Source organism: Sinorhizobium sp. RAC02 (assembly GCF_001713395.1).
GTDB lineage: Bacteria > Pseudomonadota > Alphaproteobacteria > Rhizobiales > Rhizobiaceae > Shinella.
On sequence record NZ_CP016450.1, the window covers coordinates 436280 to 453475 of the forward strand.

A 17196-nucleotide genomic window follows, 5' to 3' on the forward strand; every position below is an offset into this window, starting at 1 on the left:
GTGCGATAATCCGGTCTCTGTTTGACAAGCTGTGCGGATATCCGAACAATGAGCGCCATTCCCCTTGCAGACCTCGATGCCTTCGTCGCGATCGCCCGTGTGAAGAGTTTTCGCGCGGCGGCGAAACTGCGCGGCGTCTCCGCCTCGGCACTCTCCGAAGCGATGCGGCGCCTGGAGGCGCGGCTTGACCTGCGCCTGTTTAACCGCACGACGCGCAGCGTGACGTTGACGGATGCCGGCGAGCGTCTGCTCGAACGGCTGGTGCCGGCGCTGTCAGAGGTCGAGGCGGCGATCGATGGCGTCAACAGCCTGCGGGATCGCCCGGTCGGCCGGTTGCGGCTCAACGTGCCGGGTATCGTCGCCCGCTTCGTGCTGCCGCCGATCGTCACGCCGTTCCTCAAGACCTATCCAGGCATCACGCTGGAAGTCGCCTCCAACGATGCGCTGGTGGATGTGCTGGCCGCCGGCTTCGACGCCGGCATCCGCTATGAGGAGGCGCTGCACCAGGACATGATCGCCGTGCCGATCGGCCCGCGCCGCCAGCGCTTCGTGGTGGCCGCCGCCCCGTCCTACCTTGCCGAACACGGCGTGCCGGAGCATCCGCGCGACCTGATGCAGCATCGCTGCATCCTGCACCGTTTTGCAAGCGGCCGCGTGCTGACCTGGGCGTTCGAGCGGGGGGAGGAGAGGGTGTCGATCATGCCGCCCGCCTGCCTGATTTCCGAATCGAACGAGGTGGAGCAGCATGCGGCCATCGCCGGCCTTGGCATCGTCTGCACCTTCGAGGAGTTTCTGGCGCCGGGACTTGCCTCCGGTGCGCTGCAGGTGGTGATGCCGGACTGGATCCAGACCTTTTCCGGTCCTTTCCTCTACTATCCGAGCCGCACTCTGATGCCGGCACCGCTGCGCGCCTTCGTGGATTTCGTGAAGGCCAATCCCTGGGTCGAATGACGGGAGGATCAGCAAAGCGCATCGGATTGATCAATAAATTTGCGATGTTCACGGATTGTTTCGCGGAAAAAAGTGAAATAGAACTTTTCGCCTGACGTTTTGCCCGCCTGATTGGGCGCCGATTATTCCAGAGGACATACCATGATCGATGCCAGGACCACCCGGCGCGGGCTCTTCATCGTCTTCATGATTATGTTCCTCGATGTGATCGGCATCGCCATCATCATGCCGGTTCTGCCGACGTATCTGCGCGAACTGACGGGTGACAGCCTCAGCGAGGCGGCGATCGACGGTGGATGGCTGTTGCTCGTCTATGCCGGCATGCAGTTCCTGTTCGCACCGTTCATCGGCAACCTGTCCGATCGCTTCGGCCGTCGGCCGGTGCTGCTCGCCTGCATTCTCACCTTCGCCATCGACAACCTCATCTGTGCGCTCGCGACGAGCTACTGGATGCTCTTCGTCGGCCGGGTGCTGGCGGGCATCAGTGGCGCAAGCTTCGGCACGGCGGCTGCCTACATCGCCGACGTCTCGACCGATGAAACCCGCGCGAAAAATTTCGGACTGATGGGCATTGCCTTCGGCACGGGCTTCGCACTCGGGCCGGTGATCGGCGGCCTGCTCGGCGAGTTCGGGCCGCGCATCCCGTTCTACGGCGCGGCAGCGCTCGCCTTCCTCAATTTCGTTGCGGCTTGTTTTCTGCTGCCGGAGAGCCTGGAGCCCGCCAACCGTCGCCGCTTCGAGTTCTCCCGTGCCAATCCGCTCGGCGCGCTGCTCCAGATGCGCAACTATCCCGGCGTGCTGTGGATCGGCCTCGTCTTCTTCTGTTATTGGCTGGCGCATTCCGTCTATCCCTCGGTCTGGTCGTTCGTCGCGGCGTTCCGCTACGGCTGGAGCGAAGGGCAGATCGGGTTGTCCCTTGGCGTTTTCGGCATCGGTGGTGCCATCGTCATGGCGTTCGTGCTGCCGCGCGTCGTTCCGAGGCTCGGCGAATATCGCACGGCGGTGCTCGGCCTTTCCTTCTCCATTCTGGGGCTTGCCGGCTACGGTGCGGCCTGGCAGGGCTGGATGGTCTATGCCGTGATCGCGTGCACGGCGCTGGAAAGCCTGGCCGATCCACCATTGCGCTCCATCGCCTCGGCCCGCGTGCCGCCATCGGCCCAGGGCGAGTTGCAGGGCGCACTCACCAGCGTTTCAAGCTTCACCACGATCATCGGGCCGCTGATCTTCACGCAGGTGTTCAGCCACTTCACCGGGCCGCAAGCGCCGGTGGTCTTCGCCGGCGCGCCTTATGCGCTGGCCGCGGTGATCCTGCTTCTCGGTCTCGCGATCTTCGCGGTGAAGCTGCGCGGCGCCGGCGCCGGCCCGACGGAGAGTTTGGAGCCGGAAAACGCCTGAAGCGCTTTCAAACGTGACGTTTTGACGAAATTTTTGCCGGAAGCGGGCGGTAAATGCCCGGTTTCGCGCAGTTTTGATGAAAACATCAAATCTATTCGATTGATCGCGACCGGAACATGTGATCCGAAGCAACGCGAAAGTGAGAACTATCATGCACATCGCAATGCATCGCGAGGACAACAGCTGGGGCGCCCATTTCAAGGCGACCTTCACCCTCGGCGTGCCGCTGATCGGCGCGCAGCTCGCCCAGCTCGGCATTCATACGACGGACGTGGTCATCCTCGGACGGCTGGGTGCTGCGCATCTGGCGGCGATCGTGCTGTCGAGCCAGTTCTTCTTCACCATCTTCATCCTCGGCTCGGGCTTCGCCAATGCCGTCATGCCCATGGTGGCACAGGCCTATGGCCGCGGCGACACCGTTTCCGTGCGCCGCTCCGTGCGCATGGGCATGTGGGTGGTGCTGATCTATTCAGTGCTGATGATCCCGCTGTTCTACAGTGCGGAAAACATCCTGCTCTATGCCGGCCAGAAGCCAGAAGTCGCAGCCCTTGCCGGCAGTTATCTGAAGATCGCGCAATGGGGCATAGGTCCGGCGCTGCTGTTCATGACGCTGCGCGGCCTCGTCAGCGCGCATGGCCGGGCCGGCATCGTGCTCTATGTCACGATCACCATCCTGACGATCAATGCCGTCCTGGCCTATGGCCTGGTGCTCGGCCATTTCGGCCTCCCGGCCCTGGGCATGGACGGGGCGGCTATCGCCTCCGTCGTCGTCAACGTGCTGAGCTTCCTGCTCATCACCGCCTATATCCAGTCGCGCGCCGACATGCGCCGCTACGAACTCTTCGTGCGCTTCTGGCGGCCGGACTGGCAGGCCTTTCGCGAGGTCCTCCATCTCGGCCTGCCGATCGGTCTCACCATGCTGGCAGAGGTCAGCCTCTTCACCGGGGCCTCGCTGCTGATGGGCAACATCGGCACGCTGGAGCTTGCCGCCCACGGCATCGCGCTGCAGCTCGCCTCCGTCGCCTTCATGATCCCGCTCGGACTGGCGCAGGCCGGCACCGTGCGTGTCGGCGTGGCGCATGGCCGGGGTGATCATCTCGGCATCGTGCGTGCCGCCTGGGCCGTGCTCATCGTCGCCGCGATCATCGCGGTCGGCGGCGGCGTTCTCTTCGCTGCCATTCCGACGACGCTCGCCTCGATCTTCCTCGACAAGGCAGGTAAGGATTCGGCCGCAGTGCTCGCCATCGCCGGCCCCTTCGTGGTGATCGCCGGCGTCTTCCAGCTCGTCGATGGCTTGCAGGCGATTGCCGCCGGCCTGCTGCGCGGCCTGAAGGATACCCGCATCCCGATGATCCTAGCGCTGATCTCCTACTGGCCGATCGGCTTTCTTGCCGCCTGGTTCTTCGCCTTCCCGGCCGGCTTCGGCGGTATCGGCGTGTGGTTCGGCTTCCTCGCCGGCCTCGCTGCCGCCTCCGTGCTGCTCAACTGGCGCTTCTACCGGCTGGTGCGACAAACATCCTAATCAGTGAAGAAGTCCTGCCAGGAGCCATCGACAACGGTCCCGTAGGGCGAGCCTTGCTGGTTCGTAACATCTACTCTACCGCTGCCATGCTCCACGCGAATGCGGCAATAAATGGCGAGTGCGATGTTTGCCCGAACGCTCTGATGGCTTTTGAACCATTGCTTGTGAACGACGATAACCTTTGCGCTGGCACCCCTATAATCAATACGATCGATAACGTTCAGGGCAGGCGAAGTACTCAAGAAAACGTTTTCGTAATAGCAGGCTGCCTCTGGTACTGCGGATCTGAACTCAGCTTCTGCATTTGCATGGCCTGCCATGCACATCAGAGCGAGCAAGGCATAACGAGCGGTCTTCATCTAGGCATCCGCGATCCACTTGTCGGTCATGTTCTTGCTAATGCAGGGATTTGCAATTGAAAAGGCCCCGGACGCGATGTCCGGGGCCTTTCGTTTCATCGGGATAGAGCCGCGCTTACGCCCGCTCTGGAATGGCCTCTTCGCCCTTCTTCGCGCGCACCAGGTTGATGAAGCGGCGGAAGAGGTAGTGGCTGTCCTGCGGGCCGGGGGAGGCTTCGGGGTGGTGTTGGACGGAGAAGACCGGCTTGCCGGTGAGGCGCAGGCCGCAGTTCGAGCCGTCGAACAGCGAGATGTGGGTTTCTTCGACGCCAGCGGGCAACGAGGACGAGGCGACGGCGAAGCCGTGGTTCATTGAGACGATCTCGACCTTGCCGGTCGTGTGGTCCTTCACCGGATGGTTTGCGCCGTGATGGCCCTGGTGCATCTTTTCGGTGGTCGCGCCGACAGCGAGGCCGAGCATCTGGTGGCCGAGGCAGATGCCGAAGACCGGGATGTCCGTTTCGATCAGCGTCTTGATGACCGGCACGGCATATTCGCCGGTGGCGGCCGGGTCGCCCGGGCCGTTGGAGAGGAAGATGCCGTCCGGCTTCTGGGCGAGCACCTCGTCGGCGCTGGTCGTTGCCGGCATGACGGTGACCTTGCAGCCGAGGCCGGCGAAGAGGCGCAGGATGTTGCGCTTCACGCCGTAGTCGAGCGCGACGATGTGATACTTCACGTCGGCGTCCGCGAGGTCTTCGGTGCCCTCGTTCCAAACCCACGGCTTTTCGCTCCAGCGCGAGGACTGGCCAGAGGAGGCGACCTTGGCGAGGTCGAGGCCGACGAGGCCGCTCCAGGCTTTGGCTTCCGCCTTTAGCGTCTCGATGTCGAAGACGCCGTTCGGGTCGTGGGCGATCACCGCGTTCGGCGCGCCGTTTTCGCGGATCCACGCGGTCAGCGCGCGCGTGTCGATGCCGGAAAGGCCGATGATGCCGCGCGCCTTCAGCCAGGCGTCGAGGTGCTTCGTGGCGCGGTAGTTCGACGGCTCGGTGATGTCGGCCTTGAAGATCGTGCCGACGGCGCCGTGGCGCGCGGCAGGCGTCAGGTCTTCGATGTCTTCGTCATTGGCGCCGATATTGCCGATATGCGGGAAGGTGAAGGTTACGATCTGGCCGAGATAGGAGGGGTCGGTCAGGATTTCCTGGTAGCCGGTCAGCGCCGTGTTGAAGCAGACTTCCGCGGTCACCTTGCCGGTGGCGCCGATGCCCTTGCCTTCGATCACCGTGCCGTCGGCGAGGACGAGAAGGGCGGTCGGCTTTTCGGTGGTCCATGCGGGGGTCGAGGTCATATTCATCCCGTTTCCGGCACCGGGCGTGAGGCTTGAAAACGTCGCCGCCAGGCACCATTTGAGGTCGCAGGCAAGGGCGCGCGGAAACCCGCGTTGGTTCGCCCTGATTGCCAAATTTCGTGCAGGTGCCGGAAAATAGACAAAGCGGATGACGGGGTCAACCGCCGCCTGTGGATTGCGTGGAATTATAAAGCGTTGAAATTCAACCGCTTACGCAATCCGTTTGCGGTTCGACCCCTTGCCGGTCTATGAGCATGCACAATCGAACGATGATCGAGGCCTCGCCGCGCACCGGCGCCGGCGGCCTCCCATGGAGAAAATGATGCGCGAGAACTTCGCAAATTCCCTCAAGGATGCACTCAAGGCCAAGGACGCCTGCCGTGTTTCTACGCTGCGCCTGATCCAGGCCAAGCTGAAGGACTGCGACATTGCCAACCGCGGCGCGGGCAAGGGCCCCGTCGAGGACGACGAAGTGTTGCAGATCCTCGCCAAGATGATCAAGCAGCGCGAAGAATCGGCAAAGATCTTCGGCGACAACGGTCGTCCGGAACTCGCGGCGCAGGAGCGTGCGGAAATCAAGGTCATCGAGGATTTCCTGCCCGAGCAGATCTCCGAGGACAAGATGAAGGACCTGATTGCCGCCGCCATCGCCGAGATTGGCGCGCAGGGCCTGCGCGACATGGGCAAGGTCATGGCCGTGCTGAAGGAGCGTTATCCCGGCCAGATGGATTTCGCCAAGGCCTCCGGCGTGGTGAAGGACCTGCTGAAGTAATCCGGTGGCGACAGGTTTGAACGAAAGGGCGGCTTCGGCCGCCCTTTCTGTTTGAGCACGCATCGCGCGCCGCCACGGGAACCAAAAGCCAAGAGCGCAGTTATGCGGAAAGAACAGGAGCCCGACGGTGCAGCGATGACCGCGCATCGGCCCGCCCCGGCGAAGTGCATGCTGTGCCGCCGGCCATGTTTGTGTGTTGACGCCAGGTGGCCGTTTTCGTCAAACGGAGACCGAGCCGATGCGTGTATTGTCCCTGCTTCCCTTTGCCATGTTAGCCTTCGTCGGATCGGCACGCGCGCACGACGCGGCGAGCGGCTGGCAGTACGCGCAGTTCTGCTGCAACGGTAACAGCCACAATGGCGACTGCCAGATGATTCCCGCGACGACCGTGCGCATCATCACAGGCGGCTATCAGGTGACGCTGGCGCCCGGCGACCACCGGCTCGCCACGCGCAGCCATATCTTTCGCCTGCCGCAGAATACCGCCCGCCGCTCGCAGGATGGCGAGTATCACCTTTGCCTCTACCCGACGGAGGATACGCCGCGCTGCTTCTATGTGCCCGACATGGGATTTTGACGTGCAGCCTGTGAATTGCTGTGGGTGACCGACTATTGCTGGCGGCGGGGCACCGGCATGGTTATATGAACCTTGACCGAGGTACCCATGCGCTTTTCCAACGCCTTCCTAGACGAGATCCGTGACCGCGTTTCCATTTCGGACGTGATCGGCAAGCGTGTGACCTGGGACCGCCGCAAGACCAACGTCTCGCGCGGCGACTATTGGGCGTGCTGCCCGTTCCATGGCGAAAAGTCGCCGAGCTTCCACTGCGAGGATCGCAAGGGCCGCTACCATTGTTTCGGCTGCGGCGTTTCCGGCGATCATTTCCGTTTCCTGACCGATCTTGACGGGCTGGCCTTCCCGGAAGCCGTGCAGCAGATCGCCGACATGGCCGGCGTCGCCATGCCGCAGCCGGACCCGCAGGCCGAGCAGCGCGAAAAGGAACGCATGGGCCTTGTCGAGGTCATGGATATGGCCACGCGTTTCTTCGAGGATCAGCTCCAGACGCCGGCCGGCGCCAAGGCGCGTGCTTATCTGCGCGATCGCGGTCTGACGGGGCGCACTATCGAGACGTTCCGGCTTGGTTTTGCGCCGGAGAGCCGCAATGCGTTGAAGGAGCACCTCGCCGGCAAGGGTGTGCCGAAGGAGGCGATCGAGGCGTGCGGCCTCGTCGTGCACGGACCGGAGATCCCGGTCTCCTATGACCGCTTTCGCGACCGCATCATGTTCCCCATCCTGTCGATCCGGGAAAAGGTCATCGCCTTCGGCGGCCGCGCCATGTCGCCGGATGCGCCGGCGAAGTACCTCAACTCCAACGAGACCGAGCTCTTCCACAAGGGCGGCGTGCTCTACAACCATGCCCGCGCCCGCAAGGGTGCGCAGGGCGCCGATGGTCCTGGCACGATCATCGCCGTCGAAGGCTATATGGACGTGATCGCGCTCCATCAGGCGGGAATCGAGAATGCCGTTGCGCCGCTCGGCACGGCACTCACCGAAAACCAGCTCGAACTGCTGTGGAAGATGACGCCGGAGCCGGTGCTTTGCTTCGATGGTGACGGTGCGGGTATCCGCGCGGCCAACCGTGCCGCCGATCTCGCGCTGCCGTTCATCAAGCCGGAGCGCACGGTGCGTTTCGCATTGCTGCCGGACGGCAAGGACCCGGACGATCTGGTGCGCCACGAGGGCCGTGCGCCCTTCGACAAGGTGATGGCCAGCGCCCGGCCGCTCGCGGAGATGATCTGGAGCCGCGAGGTCCAGGGCGTGAATTTCGACACGCCGGAAAGCCGCGCGGCGCTGGAAGCACGCCTGCGCCAGGTGACCGCCGTGATCGCCGACGAGGACGTGCGCCGGCACTACCAGCAGAACATGCGCGACCGGTTGAACACCTTCTTCCGTCCCGTCCAGCGGCAGGGCAGCGGCAATTTTTCCGGCAACCGGCAGGGCAAGGGCGGCGCGCGCAATGCGCCGCAGGGCAATGCCGCGCCCACCGGCGTTTCCGATCGATTGATGCGTTCGGCGCTGGTGCGCGGTGCGCAGGAACTGCCGGCACTGCGCGAAAGCGTGCTGGCGCTCACCGTCGTCAACCATCCCGGCCTGCTCTTCAGCGACTATGACGAGATCGCCATCATCGAATATGAGAACCGCGATCTGCAAAGGCTCTGGTCGGCGCTCATCGGCATTGCCGGTGCCATTGGCGCCCGGCTTGAGCGTGACCGGTTGATCGAGGAACTGGAGGCCGCCGGTTTCGACACGGTGCTGAAAACTCTCGAACAGCAGGTCCGCAACTCCCGTCTGTGGACCGCGACGGTGGAAGCAGCCCCCGAGGATGCCCGCGAAGGCTACCTGCAGGCATTGGCACTGCACAAGCGCACCCGCGCGCTGCTCTGGCAGCGCCGCGAGCTGGAACGGGAACTCGCCGTCTCGACGGAAGAGGGCGACGGCGAACGGGTGCCGCAGATCCTCCGTGCGCTTCAGGAAGTGCAGCAGGAGACCGTGCGCCTGGAGAACCAGGAGGCGATCATCGAAGGGTTTGGTGTGCTGTCTGGCCGGGTGAAGGGGCCTGCGGCGCGTTAGAATCAGTGCACGCCGCCAGAAAATCCCGACACCCGGTGCGTTAGCCGTTGAAGACGATTGCCAGCTTGTTGCCCGAAGGATCACGTACGTAAGCGGAGTACCAGTCCGGCCCGTATTGCGGGCGGGGGCCAGGGGCACCGTCGTCCGTTCCACCATGGGCAAGGGCTGCCGTGTGGAAGGCGTGCACCGCGTCGTGTGACGCAGCCGGAAAACCGATCATCGTGCCGTTCCCGGCCCTTGCCGGCTCGCCGTTGAAGGGCGTGCAAAGCCAGAGCGTGAAGCCCTTTTCGCCACCGCCCTCGGTGTAGCCGCGCCATCCCGGGAAGTCGGACTGGACCGCCCAACCGATGGTCGAGAGCACAGCATCATAGAAGGCCGTCGTCGCCGCGGCGTCGGATGTGCCGAGTGTCGCATAGAGATCCATCATCATTCTCCTTCCTCTCATGGCATGCAACTTTATCTTGAACATAGAACAAATCAAGAACATTATGGATGGAGGGTGAAAGTTGCCTGTGGAGTGGCCACCGAGGGTCCCATGCCTGGCCGAATGGAGGTAAGAACGTGCGTATGATGACCCAGACGAGACCAGCCAGCCCTGTTGCCGCCCTGTTCGATGCGCCGTCGGCGCGTCCCCTCGACGTGCTGAAACGCGTCTATGGCTATGATGTCTTCCGTGGCAAACAGCAGGCGGTGATCGAGCGCGTGACGGCCGGCGGGGATGCCGTCGTGCTCTTCCCGACGGGTGCCGGCAAATCGCTGTGCTTCCAGATCCCCGCGCTCTGCCGCGAGGGTGTGGGCATCGTGATTTCGCCGCTCATCGCCTTGATGCGCGACCAGGTCGAGGCCTTGAAGCAGCTTGGCGTCAAGGCGGCGGCCCTCAACTCGTCGCTCTCCCGCGAGGAGTATTTCGCGGTGCGCGATGCGATGCGCACGGGCGATCTCGACATGCTCTATGTGACGCCGGAGCGCATCGTCACGGAGGGCTTTACCGAACTCGTCGCCGATGCGCGTATCGCGCTCTTCGCCATCGACGAGGCGCATTGCGTGTCGCAATGGGGGCACGATTTCCGGCCGGAATATCGGACCCTTGGCATGCTGGGCGAGCGCTATCCCGGCGTGCCGCGCGTAGCACTGACGGCGACGGCGGATCCGCACACCCGTGAGGACATTATCGAGCGTCTGGGACTTCAGGACGCCGAAGTCTTCTCCACCAGCTTCGACCGGCCGAACATTGCCTACGAGATCGCCGAGCGCGACCAGGCACGCCAGCAATTGCTGCGTTTCCTGTCGCGCCACCAGGGAGCGAGCGGCATCGTCTATTGCCTGTCGCGCGCCAAGGTGGAGGACACGGCGGCGTGGCTGAACACGCAGGGCATTCGCGCGCTGCCCTATCATGCCGGCTTCGACCGCACGGTGCGCGACGCCAACCAGGATGCGTTCCTGAAGGAGGAAAACCTCTGCCTCGTCGCGACTGTTGCGTTCGGGATGGGCATCGACAAGCCGGATGTCCGCTATGTCGCCCATCTCGACCTGCCGGGTTCGGTGGAGGCCTATTACCAGGAGACCGGCCGTGCCGGGCGTGATGGCCTGCCGTCCGAGGTCTGGATGGCCTATGGCATGGCGGATGTCGTTCAGCGCCGCAAGATGATCGACGAGGGCAATGCGGCCGACGAGATCAAGCGCATCGAGCGCGCCAAGCTGATGTCCTTGCTCGCCATCTGCGAGACGGCGGGTTGCCGCCGCAAGGCGATCCTCGCCCATTTCGGCGAATCCCACGCGGGCCAATGCGGTAATTGTGATACCTGCCGTAACCCGGTCGAGACCTGGGACGGCACCGAAGCCGCCATCAAGGCGCTCGCCGCCGTCTATCGTACCGGCGAACGGTTCGGCGCGGCCCATGTCATCGACGTGCTGCAGGGTTCGGTGAACGAGAAGACCGAGCGTTTCGGCCATACCGGCATGCCGGTCTTCGGGGCGGGCAGCGATATACCACCGCGCATCTGGCAGTCGATCTTCCGGCAATTGCTGTCCATGGGGCTGATCAGCGTCGATCACTCGGCCTATGGGGCCTTGAAGCTGGAGCCGGAGGCGCGCACCGTGTTTCGCCGCGAGCGCGAGATTTTCTTCCGCAAGGACCGCCCGCAGACGGGACGCAAGGCGAAAGCCGGCAATTCGCCCGCCGCCCGCGAGCGTTCGAACCTTACCGGTTCCGATCGCGAGCTCTTCGAGGCGTTGCGTGCCGAGCGCCTTGCCATCGCCAAGGACCTCGATGTGCCACCCTATGTCGTCTTCCCGGATACGACCCTGATCGCGCTTGCCAAGGAGCGGCCGCGCGACCGGGAGGAGCTTCTGGACATTCCCGGCATCGGCATCTCGAAGCGCGACCGGTTCGGCGATGCCTTCCTCGCCGTCATCGAGGACTTCGCCGGCTAGATTTTTATCCGGCCTGTCGGAACGTTTATCCGTCGTTCGTCCTTGTGTGTGTTCAGCAAGGAGGACGCCACGATGAAAGTCACGCAGCATCTCTGGTTCGAAAAGGACATGGACGCCGCCATCGGCTTCTACACGTCGCTCATTCCGGGTTCATCCGTTCAGTGGATTTCACCGCTGCTGGCGGAAACGCCGAGCGGCCCGCCCGGCAGCGTCAAGGTCGCAAGCTTCACGCTCGGCGACCAGCGCTACATGGCGATCGAGGCGGGACCGCTCGACCCGTTCAATCACAGCTTTTCCATCATGGTCGAATGCGAAACGCAGGGCGATCTCGACCGGCTGTGGGATGCCTTGAAGGAAGGCGGCGCGGTGGAGCAGTGCGGCTGGCTGAAGGACCGCTGGGGCCTCTCCTGGCAGATCGCGCCGGCACGGCTTGGCGAGTTGATGAGCGATCCGGACCAGGCGAAGGTCAAGCGCGTCACCGAGGCGATGCTGAAGATGGTGAAGCTGGATATTGCGGGGCTGGAGGCCGCTGCCGCGGCGCGCTGACCATCACATCCTGACCGTCATCCCGCCATCGACCACCAGCACATGGCCGTTGACGAAGGACGCTGCGTCGCTTGCCAGGAACAGGGCGGCGCCGGCGATTTCGTCCGGGCGGGCCCAGCGCTGGACGGGGATACGCTGGCGCACGAAGGGCATCAGGTCATCGTTGGCGGCGAGGGCTGCGTTGGTTTCCGTCGCGAACCAGCCGGGGGCGATGGCATTGCTGGTAATGCCATGGGGGGCGTATTCCACGGCCATGCTGCGCATCAGGCCGGTGAGGCCCTGCTTGGCGGCGGGGTAGACGCCGTCGTTCGGCATGGCGACCTGTCCGCCGATCGAGGTGATGGCGATCAGCCGGCCGTGGCCGTTGCGTTTCATCAGGGCGGCCGCATCGCGTGACAGGCTGACGGCGGCGGCAAGGTCGGTGCGGATGAGGTCGTCGATGGCGTCGTCGTCCATCTCGGCCAGCGGGCGGCGGTCGCGCGCCCCGACATTATTGACCAGCACGTCTAGCCTACCGTGCCGACGCTCGATATCGGCGAGCGCCGCGCGCTGGGCCGGGCGATCGGCGATGTCGAAGGCGACTGCCGACGCGCTCCCGCCAAGGGCAGTGATCTTTGCGACGGCATCGTCGAGCGTCGCGGCCGTGCGACCCGTCACCACGACATGCGCGCCGGCTTCCGCCAGCGCTCGGGCGATCTCGAAGCCGAGGCCGCGTCCGCCGCCGGTGACGAGCGCCACGCGGCCTTTTTGAGAAAACCTGTCCAGTATCGTCATGATGCGTCCTTTCGGGAGGTCACCCGATAGCGGCAGAGCGCGTCTGTCAACCCCGCCTGGCGCGGTTTGCCCTCCGGCGAAAAGGCGCTATGTCCGCCTAGAAAGGACTCTTCCATGGCTCAGAATATCTACGACCAGCCCGTCTTCTTCGAGGGCTATAGCAGCCTTCCCCGCTCGGTTCACGGGCTCGCGGGGGCCGCGGAATGGGACTCGGTGCGCGCGCTGCTGCCCGATCTTGCGGGCAAGCGTATTGTCGATCTCGGCTGTGGTTTCGGCTGGTTCGCGCGTCATGCGGCGGCGGAAGGGGCGGCAAGCGTGCTGGGCCTCGACCTTTCGGAAAACATGATCGCCCGGGCCAAGGTGGAGACGGCGTCGCCCGCCGTGCGCTACGAGATTGCCGATCTCGACCGGCTGGACCTGCCGACGGGCGGTTTCGATTTCGCTTATTCGTCGCTCGCCTTCCACTATGTCGCGGATTTCGGCCGGTTGGTGCGCACCATCCACGCGGCGCTGGTGCCGGGATCGTCCTTCGTCTTCACCATCGAGCATCCGATCTACATGGCGCCCACGAAGCCCGAATGGGCGGAGGTCGGCGGCGCGACGGTGTGGCCGGTGGATGGCTATCTCGTGGAAGGACCGCGCACGACGGACTGGCTCGCGAAGGGTGTCGTCAAATATCACCGCACGCTCGGCACGACGTTGAATGCGCTGGTTGGAGCGGGTTTTGTCATCCGCCATGTGGAGGAGTGGCGGCCCAGCGAGGCGCAGCTTGCGGACCATCCGGAATGGCAGGTGGAACTGAACCGGCCGATGTTCCTGCTGATTGCCTGCGATCGTCCCTGAAACATCCAAAAGAGCAGTCGCAGCCCTTTACGCGGCTTGCCGCTGCGCTAGAACTATCGCCTAAAGCCAAATCGCCGGCATCACGAGCAGAAGAACAAGCCGACGTGCATCGGAAGGGGAGCCGAACCCATGGAAAGACTGAAATTGCCGCTTGATGGCGCCTGCCGCTGCGGGCGCGTCAAAATCCGCATCAGCGCGCCGCCGATGATCACCATGGCCTGCCATTGTACCGGCTGCCAGCGCATGTCGGGCAGCGCCTATTCGTTGAGCGCGGCGATCCCGACGGACGGGTTTGCGGTGATTGAGGGTGAGCCCGTCGTGGCCGGCGCGAGCCCGGAAGCGGGCCATCATTTCTGCCCGGATTGCATGACCTGGATGTTCACCCGGCCGGCCGGGCTCGATTTCTTCGTCAATGTCCGGCCGACCATGCTTGAGGATACCGGCTGGTACAACCCCTTCGTCGAGACCTATACGAGCGAAAAACTCGAATGGGCGACGACGCCTGCCGCGCACAGCTATGATAAATTCCCGCCGATGGAGGATTTTGAAACGCTGATGGCCGGCTATGCGGCGAGCGTCGCCTGAACCGTCGAACCTTTCTCAAAGCTATGAGTGCGCGCCCATGACCTCCGCCTTCGTCGCCCATCTGCAATCCGAACTCGACGGCCTCAAGTCCGCCGGTCTCTACAAGTCCGAGCGCGTCATCACCTCCAAGCAGGCCGGTGAGATCGCCGTCGCCTCGGGCGAGCGCGTGTTGAATTTTTGCGCCAACAACTATCTTGGCCTTGCCGACAACGAAGAACTGGCCGAGGCCGGGAAGAAGGCGCTCGACCGCTACGGCTACGGCATGGCCTCGGTGCGTTTCATCTGCGGCACGCAGGAGGAGCACAAGCAGCTCGAAGCCCGTATCTCGACCTTTCTCGGGTTGGAGGACACGATCCTCTATTCCTCGTGCTTCGACGCGAACGGTGGCCTCTTCGAGACGCTGCTGTCTGAAGAGGATGCCATCATCTCGGATGCGCTGAACCATGCCTCGATCATCGACGGCGTGCGGCTCTCCAAGGCGAAGCGCTTCCGCTATGCCAACAACGACATGGCGGCGCTGGAGGAGGAACTGAAGAAGGCGGAAGGCTCGCGCTTCAAGATGATCGCCACGGACGGCGTCTTCTCGATGGATGGTATCATCGCCAACCTGCAGGGTGTCTGCGACCTTGCCGAAAAATACGGCGCCATGGTCATGGTCGACGACAGCCACGCGGTCGGTTTCGTCGGCAAACACGGCCGGGGCTCCGCGGAACATTGCGGCGTCGAAGGTCGCGTCGATATCATCACCGGCACGCTCGGCAAGGCGCTCGGTGGCGCGTCCGGCGGCTATACGTCGGGCAAGCGCGAAGTGGTGGAATGGCTGCGCCAGCGCTCGCGGCCCTACCTCTTCTCCAACACGCTCGCCCCGGTCATCGCGGCCGCCTCGCTTAAGGTCTTCGACCTGATCGACAATGGTGACGCGCTGCGCCAGCGCCTCTATGCCAATGCAGATCTGTTTCGCACGGAGATGACGAAGCTCGGCTTTACCCTGGCGGGTGAGGGGCATGCGATCATTCCGGTCATGCTGGGCGATGCCACGCTCGCGCAGGAAATGGCATCGCGCATGCTGACCAAGGGCGTCTATGTCGTCGGCTTTTCCTTCCCCGTCGTGCCGCGCGGCCAGGCACGCATCCGCACGCAGATGTCGGCAGCGCATAGCGAGGCGGATGTTCGCAAAGCGATTCAAGTTTTCGCCGATGTCGGACGCGAGCTGGGCGTCATTTAAAGAATCCTCTGAGTCCCTTGTGGAGATTTCGTCATGTCGAACATGATGCGTGCGCTGGTTAAAGCGAAACCTGAAGTCGGCCTCTGGATGGAGACCGTTCCGGTGCCGGAGGTCGGGCCGAACGATGTGCTCATCCGAGTGAAGAAGTCGGCGATCTGCGGCACGGACGTGCATATCTGGAACTGGGACCATTGGGCCCAGAAGACCATTCCGGTGCCGATGGTCGTCGGCCATGAGTTCGTCGGCGAGATTGCCGAGATCGGTTCGTCCGTCACCAAGTACCATGTCGGCGAGCGCGTTTCGGGCGAGGGGCATATCGTCTGCGGCAAGTGCCGCAACTGCCGCGCCGGCCGTGGGCACCTGTGCCACTACACCAAGGGCGTCGGCGTCAACCGACCGGGCTCCTTCGGCGAGTTCGTCTGCATTCCCGAGCACAATGTCGTGCCGATCCCCGACGAGGTGCCGGACGAGGTGGCGGCGATCTTCGACCCGTTCGGCAATGCCGTGCACACCGCGCTCTCCTTCGACCTGGTAGGCGAGGACGTGCTCGTCACCGGTGCCGGGCCGATCGGCATCATGGGAGCGATGGTCGCAAAGCGCTCCGGCGCGCGAAAGGTCGTCATCACCGACATCAATCCCGTTCGCCTCGATCTCGCCCGCAAGGTCGGCATCGATTATGTCGTCGACGCCTCGAAGCAGGATCTGGCCGAAGTGATGACGGAGATCGGCATGACGGAAGGGTTCGACGTCGGCCTGGAAATGTCCGGCGCCCCACCGGCCTTCCGCTCGATGATCGACACGATGAACAATGGCGGCAAGATCGCCATTCTCGGCATCGCGCCGGATGGTTTCGGCATCGACTGGAACAAGGTGATCTTCAAGATGCTGACGTTGAAGGGCATCTATGGCCGGGAAATGTTCGAGACCTGGTACAAGATGATCGCCTTCGTGCAGGGCGGGCTGGACCTCTCGCCCATCATCACCCACCGCATCAAGATCGACGAGTTCCGCGACGGCTTCGAGGCGATGCGCTCGGGCAATTCCGGCAAGGTCGTCATGGATTGGCACTGAGAATGTCGCGCAAAAGGGCGTAGCGGTTTTGCGACAACGACATGCGGAAATAAGGAATCGGGAGGAGTTTCGCGATGAAGTACGAAGGAAGCTGCCACTGCGGCAATATCGCTTTTGAAGTGGAAGGGGAGTTCGACACGGGGCTGGACTGCAACTGTTCCCTGTGCCGCCGGCGCGGCGGGCTCCTTGCCTTCGTGCCTGCGGATCAGTTCACGCTGGTGTCGCCCGCGGAGAAGGTTTCCACCTACCAGTTCAACCGCCACGTCATCGAGCATCACTTCTGTGCCAATTGCGGCATTGCGCCGTATGGCGAGGGCAAGGATCCAAAGGGAAACAGCATGGCGGCGATCAATCTGCGCTGCATTCCGGCGATCGATCTTGAGACATTGACCATCACCAAGGTCGATGGACGGTCGTTTTAAAACTCAGGCGTGCGAATCGGTGTGCATGGAGGATCGGTGGGGCAAAGAGAGCGGCTCTTGTCTTTCCGGGATTTGCGCCTACATGAAGGCTCAATCACCCGGATCCGCCGACTTGTCCGCTTGCGAACCCGAATCGTAACCTTTTGCGGCTTTTTTGCCGGAAAAGCTTGACGGAACCGAAAATTCTGGGAATCACCATTGTTGGCGAGCAAGGAATGGGTACGGCAGATCGGGAAGTCATGTCAATTGTGTTGCCTCGGCAACATATCCATAGTCCCGCGGGCCGGGATGTGGTTAATCAGGATTTAATTGTCAATCCGTTAGGTCAGGGGCGCCGAAAGG

At 63.4% G+C, this 17196-nt stretch carries 17 protein-coding genes; 13 read left to right on the forward strand and 4 right to left on the reverse strand.

Features of this window, described 5'->3' with window-relative positions; translation table 11 throughout:
* The first annotated feature begins 48 nt into the window (after window positions 1–48).
* The 3 genes from BSY16_RS02080 (at window position 49) to BSY16_RS02090 (ending at window position 3868) form a co-directional block, all read left to right on the forward strand.
* Window positions 49–951, forward strand: a complete 903-nt coding sequence (locus BSY16_RS02080) for a LysR family transcriptional regulator (protein WP_069058136.1) — start codon at window positions 49–51, stop codon at window positions 949–951.
* Between the two features lie 141 nt (window positions 952–1092).
* Window positions 1093–2346 (forward strand): TCR/Tet family MFS transporter, encoded by a 1254-nt coding sequence (locus BSY16_RS02085; protein WP_069058137.1) that lies wholly within the window; start codon window positions 1093–1095, stop codon window positions 2344–2346.
* Between the two features lie 151 nt (window positions 2347–2497).
* Entirely contained in the window at window positions 2498–3868 is a 1371-nt protein-coding gene (locus BSY16_RS02090; RefSeq protein WP_069058138.1) for an MATE family efflux transporter, read from the forward strand.
* On the opposite strand, the gene BSY16_RS02095 is transcribed toward BSY16_RS02090, so the two are convergent.
* Both BSY16_RS02095 and carA read right to left on the reverse strand, forming a co-directional pair.
* On the reverse strand, window positions 3865–4227 hold the full coding sequence (locus BSY16_RS02095; RefSeq protein ID WP_069058139.1) for a hypothetical protein: 363 nt from the start codon (window positions 4225–4227) through the stop codon (window positions 3865–3867). The genes BSY16_RS02090 and BSY16_RS02095 overlap by 4 nt on opposite strands.
* 115 nt (window positions 4228–4342) lie before the next feature.
* Window positions 4343–5551: a glutamine-hydrolyzing carbamoyl-phosphate synthase small subunit gene (carA, locus tag BSY16_RS02100; protein ID WP_069061317.1), complete on the reverse strand. Its 1209-nt coding sequence runs from the start codon at window positions 5549–5551 to the stop codon at window positions 4343–4345.
* Window positions 5552–5873: 322 nt separating this feature from the next.
* Here carA and BSY16_RS02105 point away from each other — a divergent pair, with 322 nt between their 5' ends.
* The 3 genes from BSY16_RS02105 (at window position 5874) to dnaG (ending at window position 8955) form a co-directional block, all read left to right on the forward strand.
* Complete coding sequence (locus BSY16_RS02105; RefSeq protein WP_083242805.1) at window positions 5874–6323, forward strand: GatB/YqeY domain-containing protein; 450 nt, start codon at window positions 5874–5876, stop codon at window positions 6321–6323.
* Window positions 6324–6561: 238 nt separating this feature from the next.
* Window positions 6562–6900 (forward strand): hypothetical protein, encoded by a 339-nt coding sequence (locus BSY16_RS02110; protein ID WP_069058141.1) that lies wholly within the window; start codon window positions 6562–6564, stop codon window positions 6898–6900.
* Window positions 6901–6987: 87 nt separating this feature from the next.
* Window positions 6988–8955, forward strand: a complete 1968-nt coding sequence (dnaG, locus tag BSY16_RS02115; protein ID WP_069058142.1) for a DNA primase — start codon at window positions 6988–6990, stop codon at window positions 8953–8955.
* A gap of 40 nt (window positions 8956–8995) precedes the next feature.
* Here dnaG and BSY16_RS02120 read toward each other — a convergent pair whose 3' ends face one another.
* Window positions 8996–9379: a VOC family protein gene (locus tag BSY16_RS02120; protein ID WP_069058143.1), complete on the reverse strand. Its 384-nt coding sequence runs from the start codon at window positions 9377–9379 to the stop codon at window positions 8996–8998.
* 143 nt (window positions 9380–9522) lie between these two features.
* Here BSY16_RS02120 and recQ point away from each other — a divergent pair, with 143 nt between their 5' ends.
* Window positions 9523–11388, forward strand: a complete 1866-nt coding sequence (gene recQ / locus BSY16_RS02125; protein ID WP_083242806.1) for a DNA helicase RecQ — start codon at window positions 9523–9525, stop codon at window positions 11386–11388.
* A 72-nt stretch (window positions 11389–11460) separates the two neighbouring features.
* On the forward strand, window positions 11461–11934 hold the full coding sequence (locus BSY16_RS02130) for a VOC family protein (protein WP_069058144.1): 474 nt from the start codon (window positions 11461–11463) through the stop codon (window positions 11932–11934).
* Between the two features lie 3 nt (window positions 11935–11937).
* Here BSY16_RS02130 and BSY16_RS02135 read toward each other — a convergent pair whose 3' ends face one another.
* Complete coding sequence (locus tag BSY16_RS02135; protein WP_069058145.1) at window positions 11938–12708, reverse strand: SDR family oxidoreductase; 771 nt, start codon at window positions 12706–12708, stop codon at window positions 11938–11940.
* Window positions 12709–12822: 114 nt separating this feature from the next.
* On the opposite strand from BSY16_RS02135, the gene BSY16_RS02140 reads away from it, so the two are divergent.
* From BSY16_RS02140 to BSY16_RS02160, 5 genes are all read left to right on the forward strand, one after another.
* Window positions 12823–13551 carry a class I SAM-dependent methyltransferase gene (locus tag BSY16_RS02140; protein WP_069058146.1) on the forward strand — a complete coding sequence of 243 codons (729 nt, stop codon included), beginning with the start codon at window positions 12823–12825 and terminating at the stop codon, window positions 13549–13551.
* Window positions 13552–13680: 129 nt separating this feature from the next.
* Window positions 13681–14136 carry a GFA family protein gene (locus tag BSY16_RS02145; RefSeq protein WP_069058147.1) on the forward strand — a complete coding sequence of 152 codons (456 nt, stop codon included), beginning with the start codon at window positions 13681–13683 and terminating at the stop codon, window positions 14134–14136.
* A 37-nt stretch (window positions 14137–14173) separates the two neighbouring features.
* On the forward strand, window positions 14174–15361 hold the full coding sequence (locus BSY16_RS02150; RefSeq protein ID WP_069058148.1) for a glycine C-acetyltransferase: 1188 nt from the start codon (window positions 14174–14176) through the stop codon (window positions 15359–15361).
* A 33-nt stretch (window positions 15362–15394) separates the two neighbouring features.
* Window positions 15395–16432 carry an L-threonine 3-dehydrogenase gene (gene tdh / locus BSY16_RS02155; protein ID WP_069058149.1) on the forward strand — a complete coding sequence of 346 codons (1038 nt, stop codon included), beginning with the start codon at window positions 15395–15397 and terminating at the stop codon, window positions 16430–16432.
* Between the two features lie 74 nt (window positions 16433–16506).
* Complete coding sequence (locus BSY16_RS02160) at window positions 16507–16854, forward strand: GFA family protein (protein WP_069058150.1); 348 nt, start codon at window positions 16507–16509, stop codon at window positions 16852–16854.
* Window positions 16855–17196 lie beyond the last annotated feature (342 nt).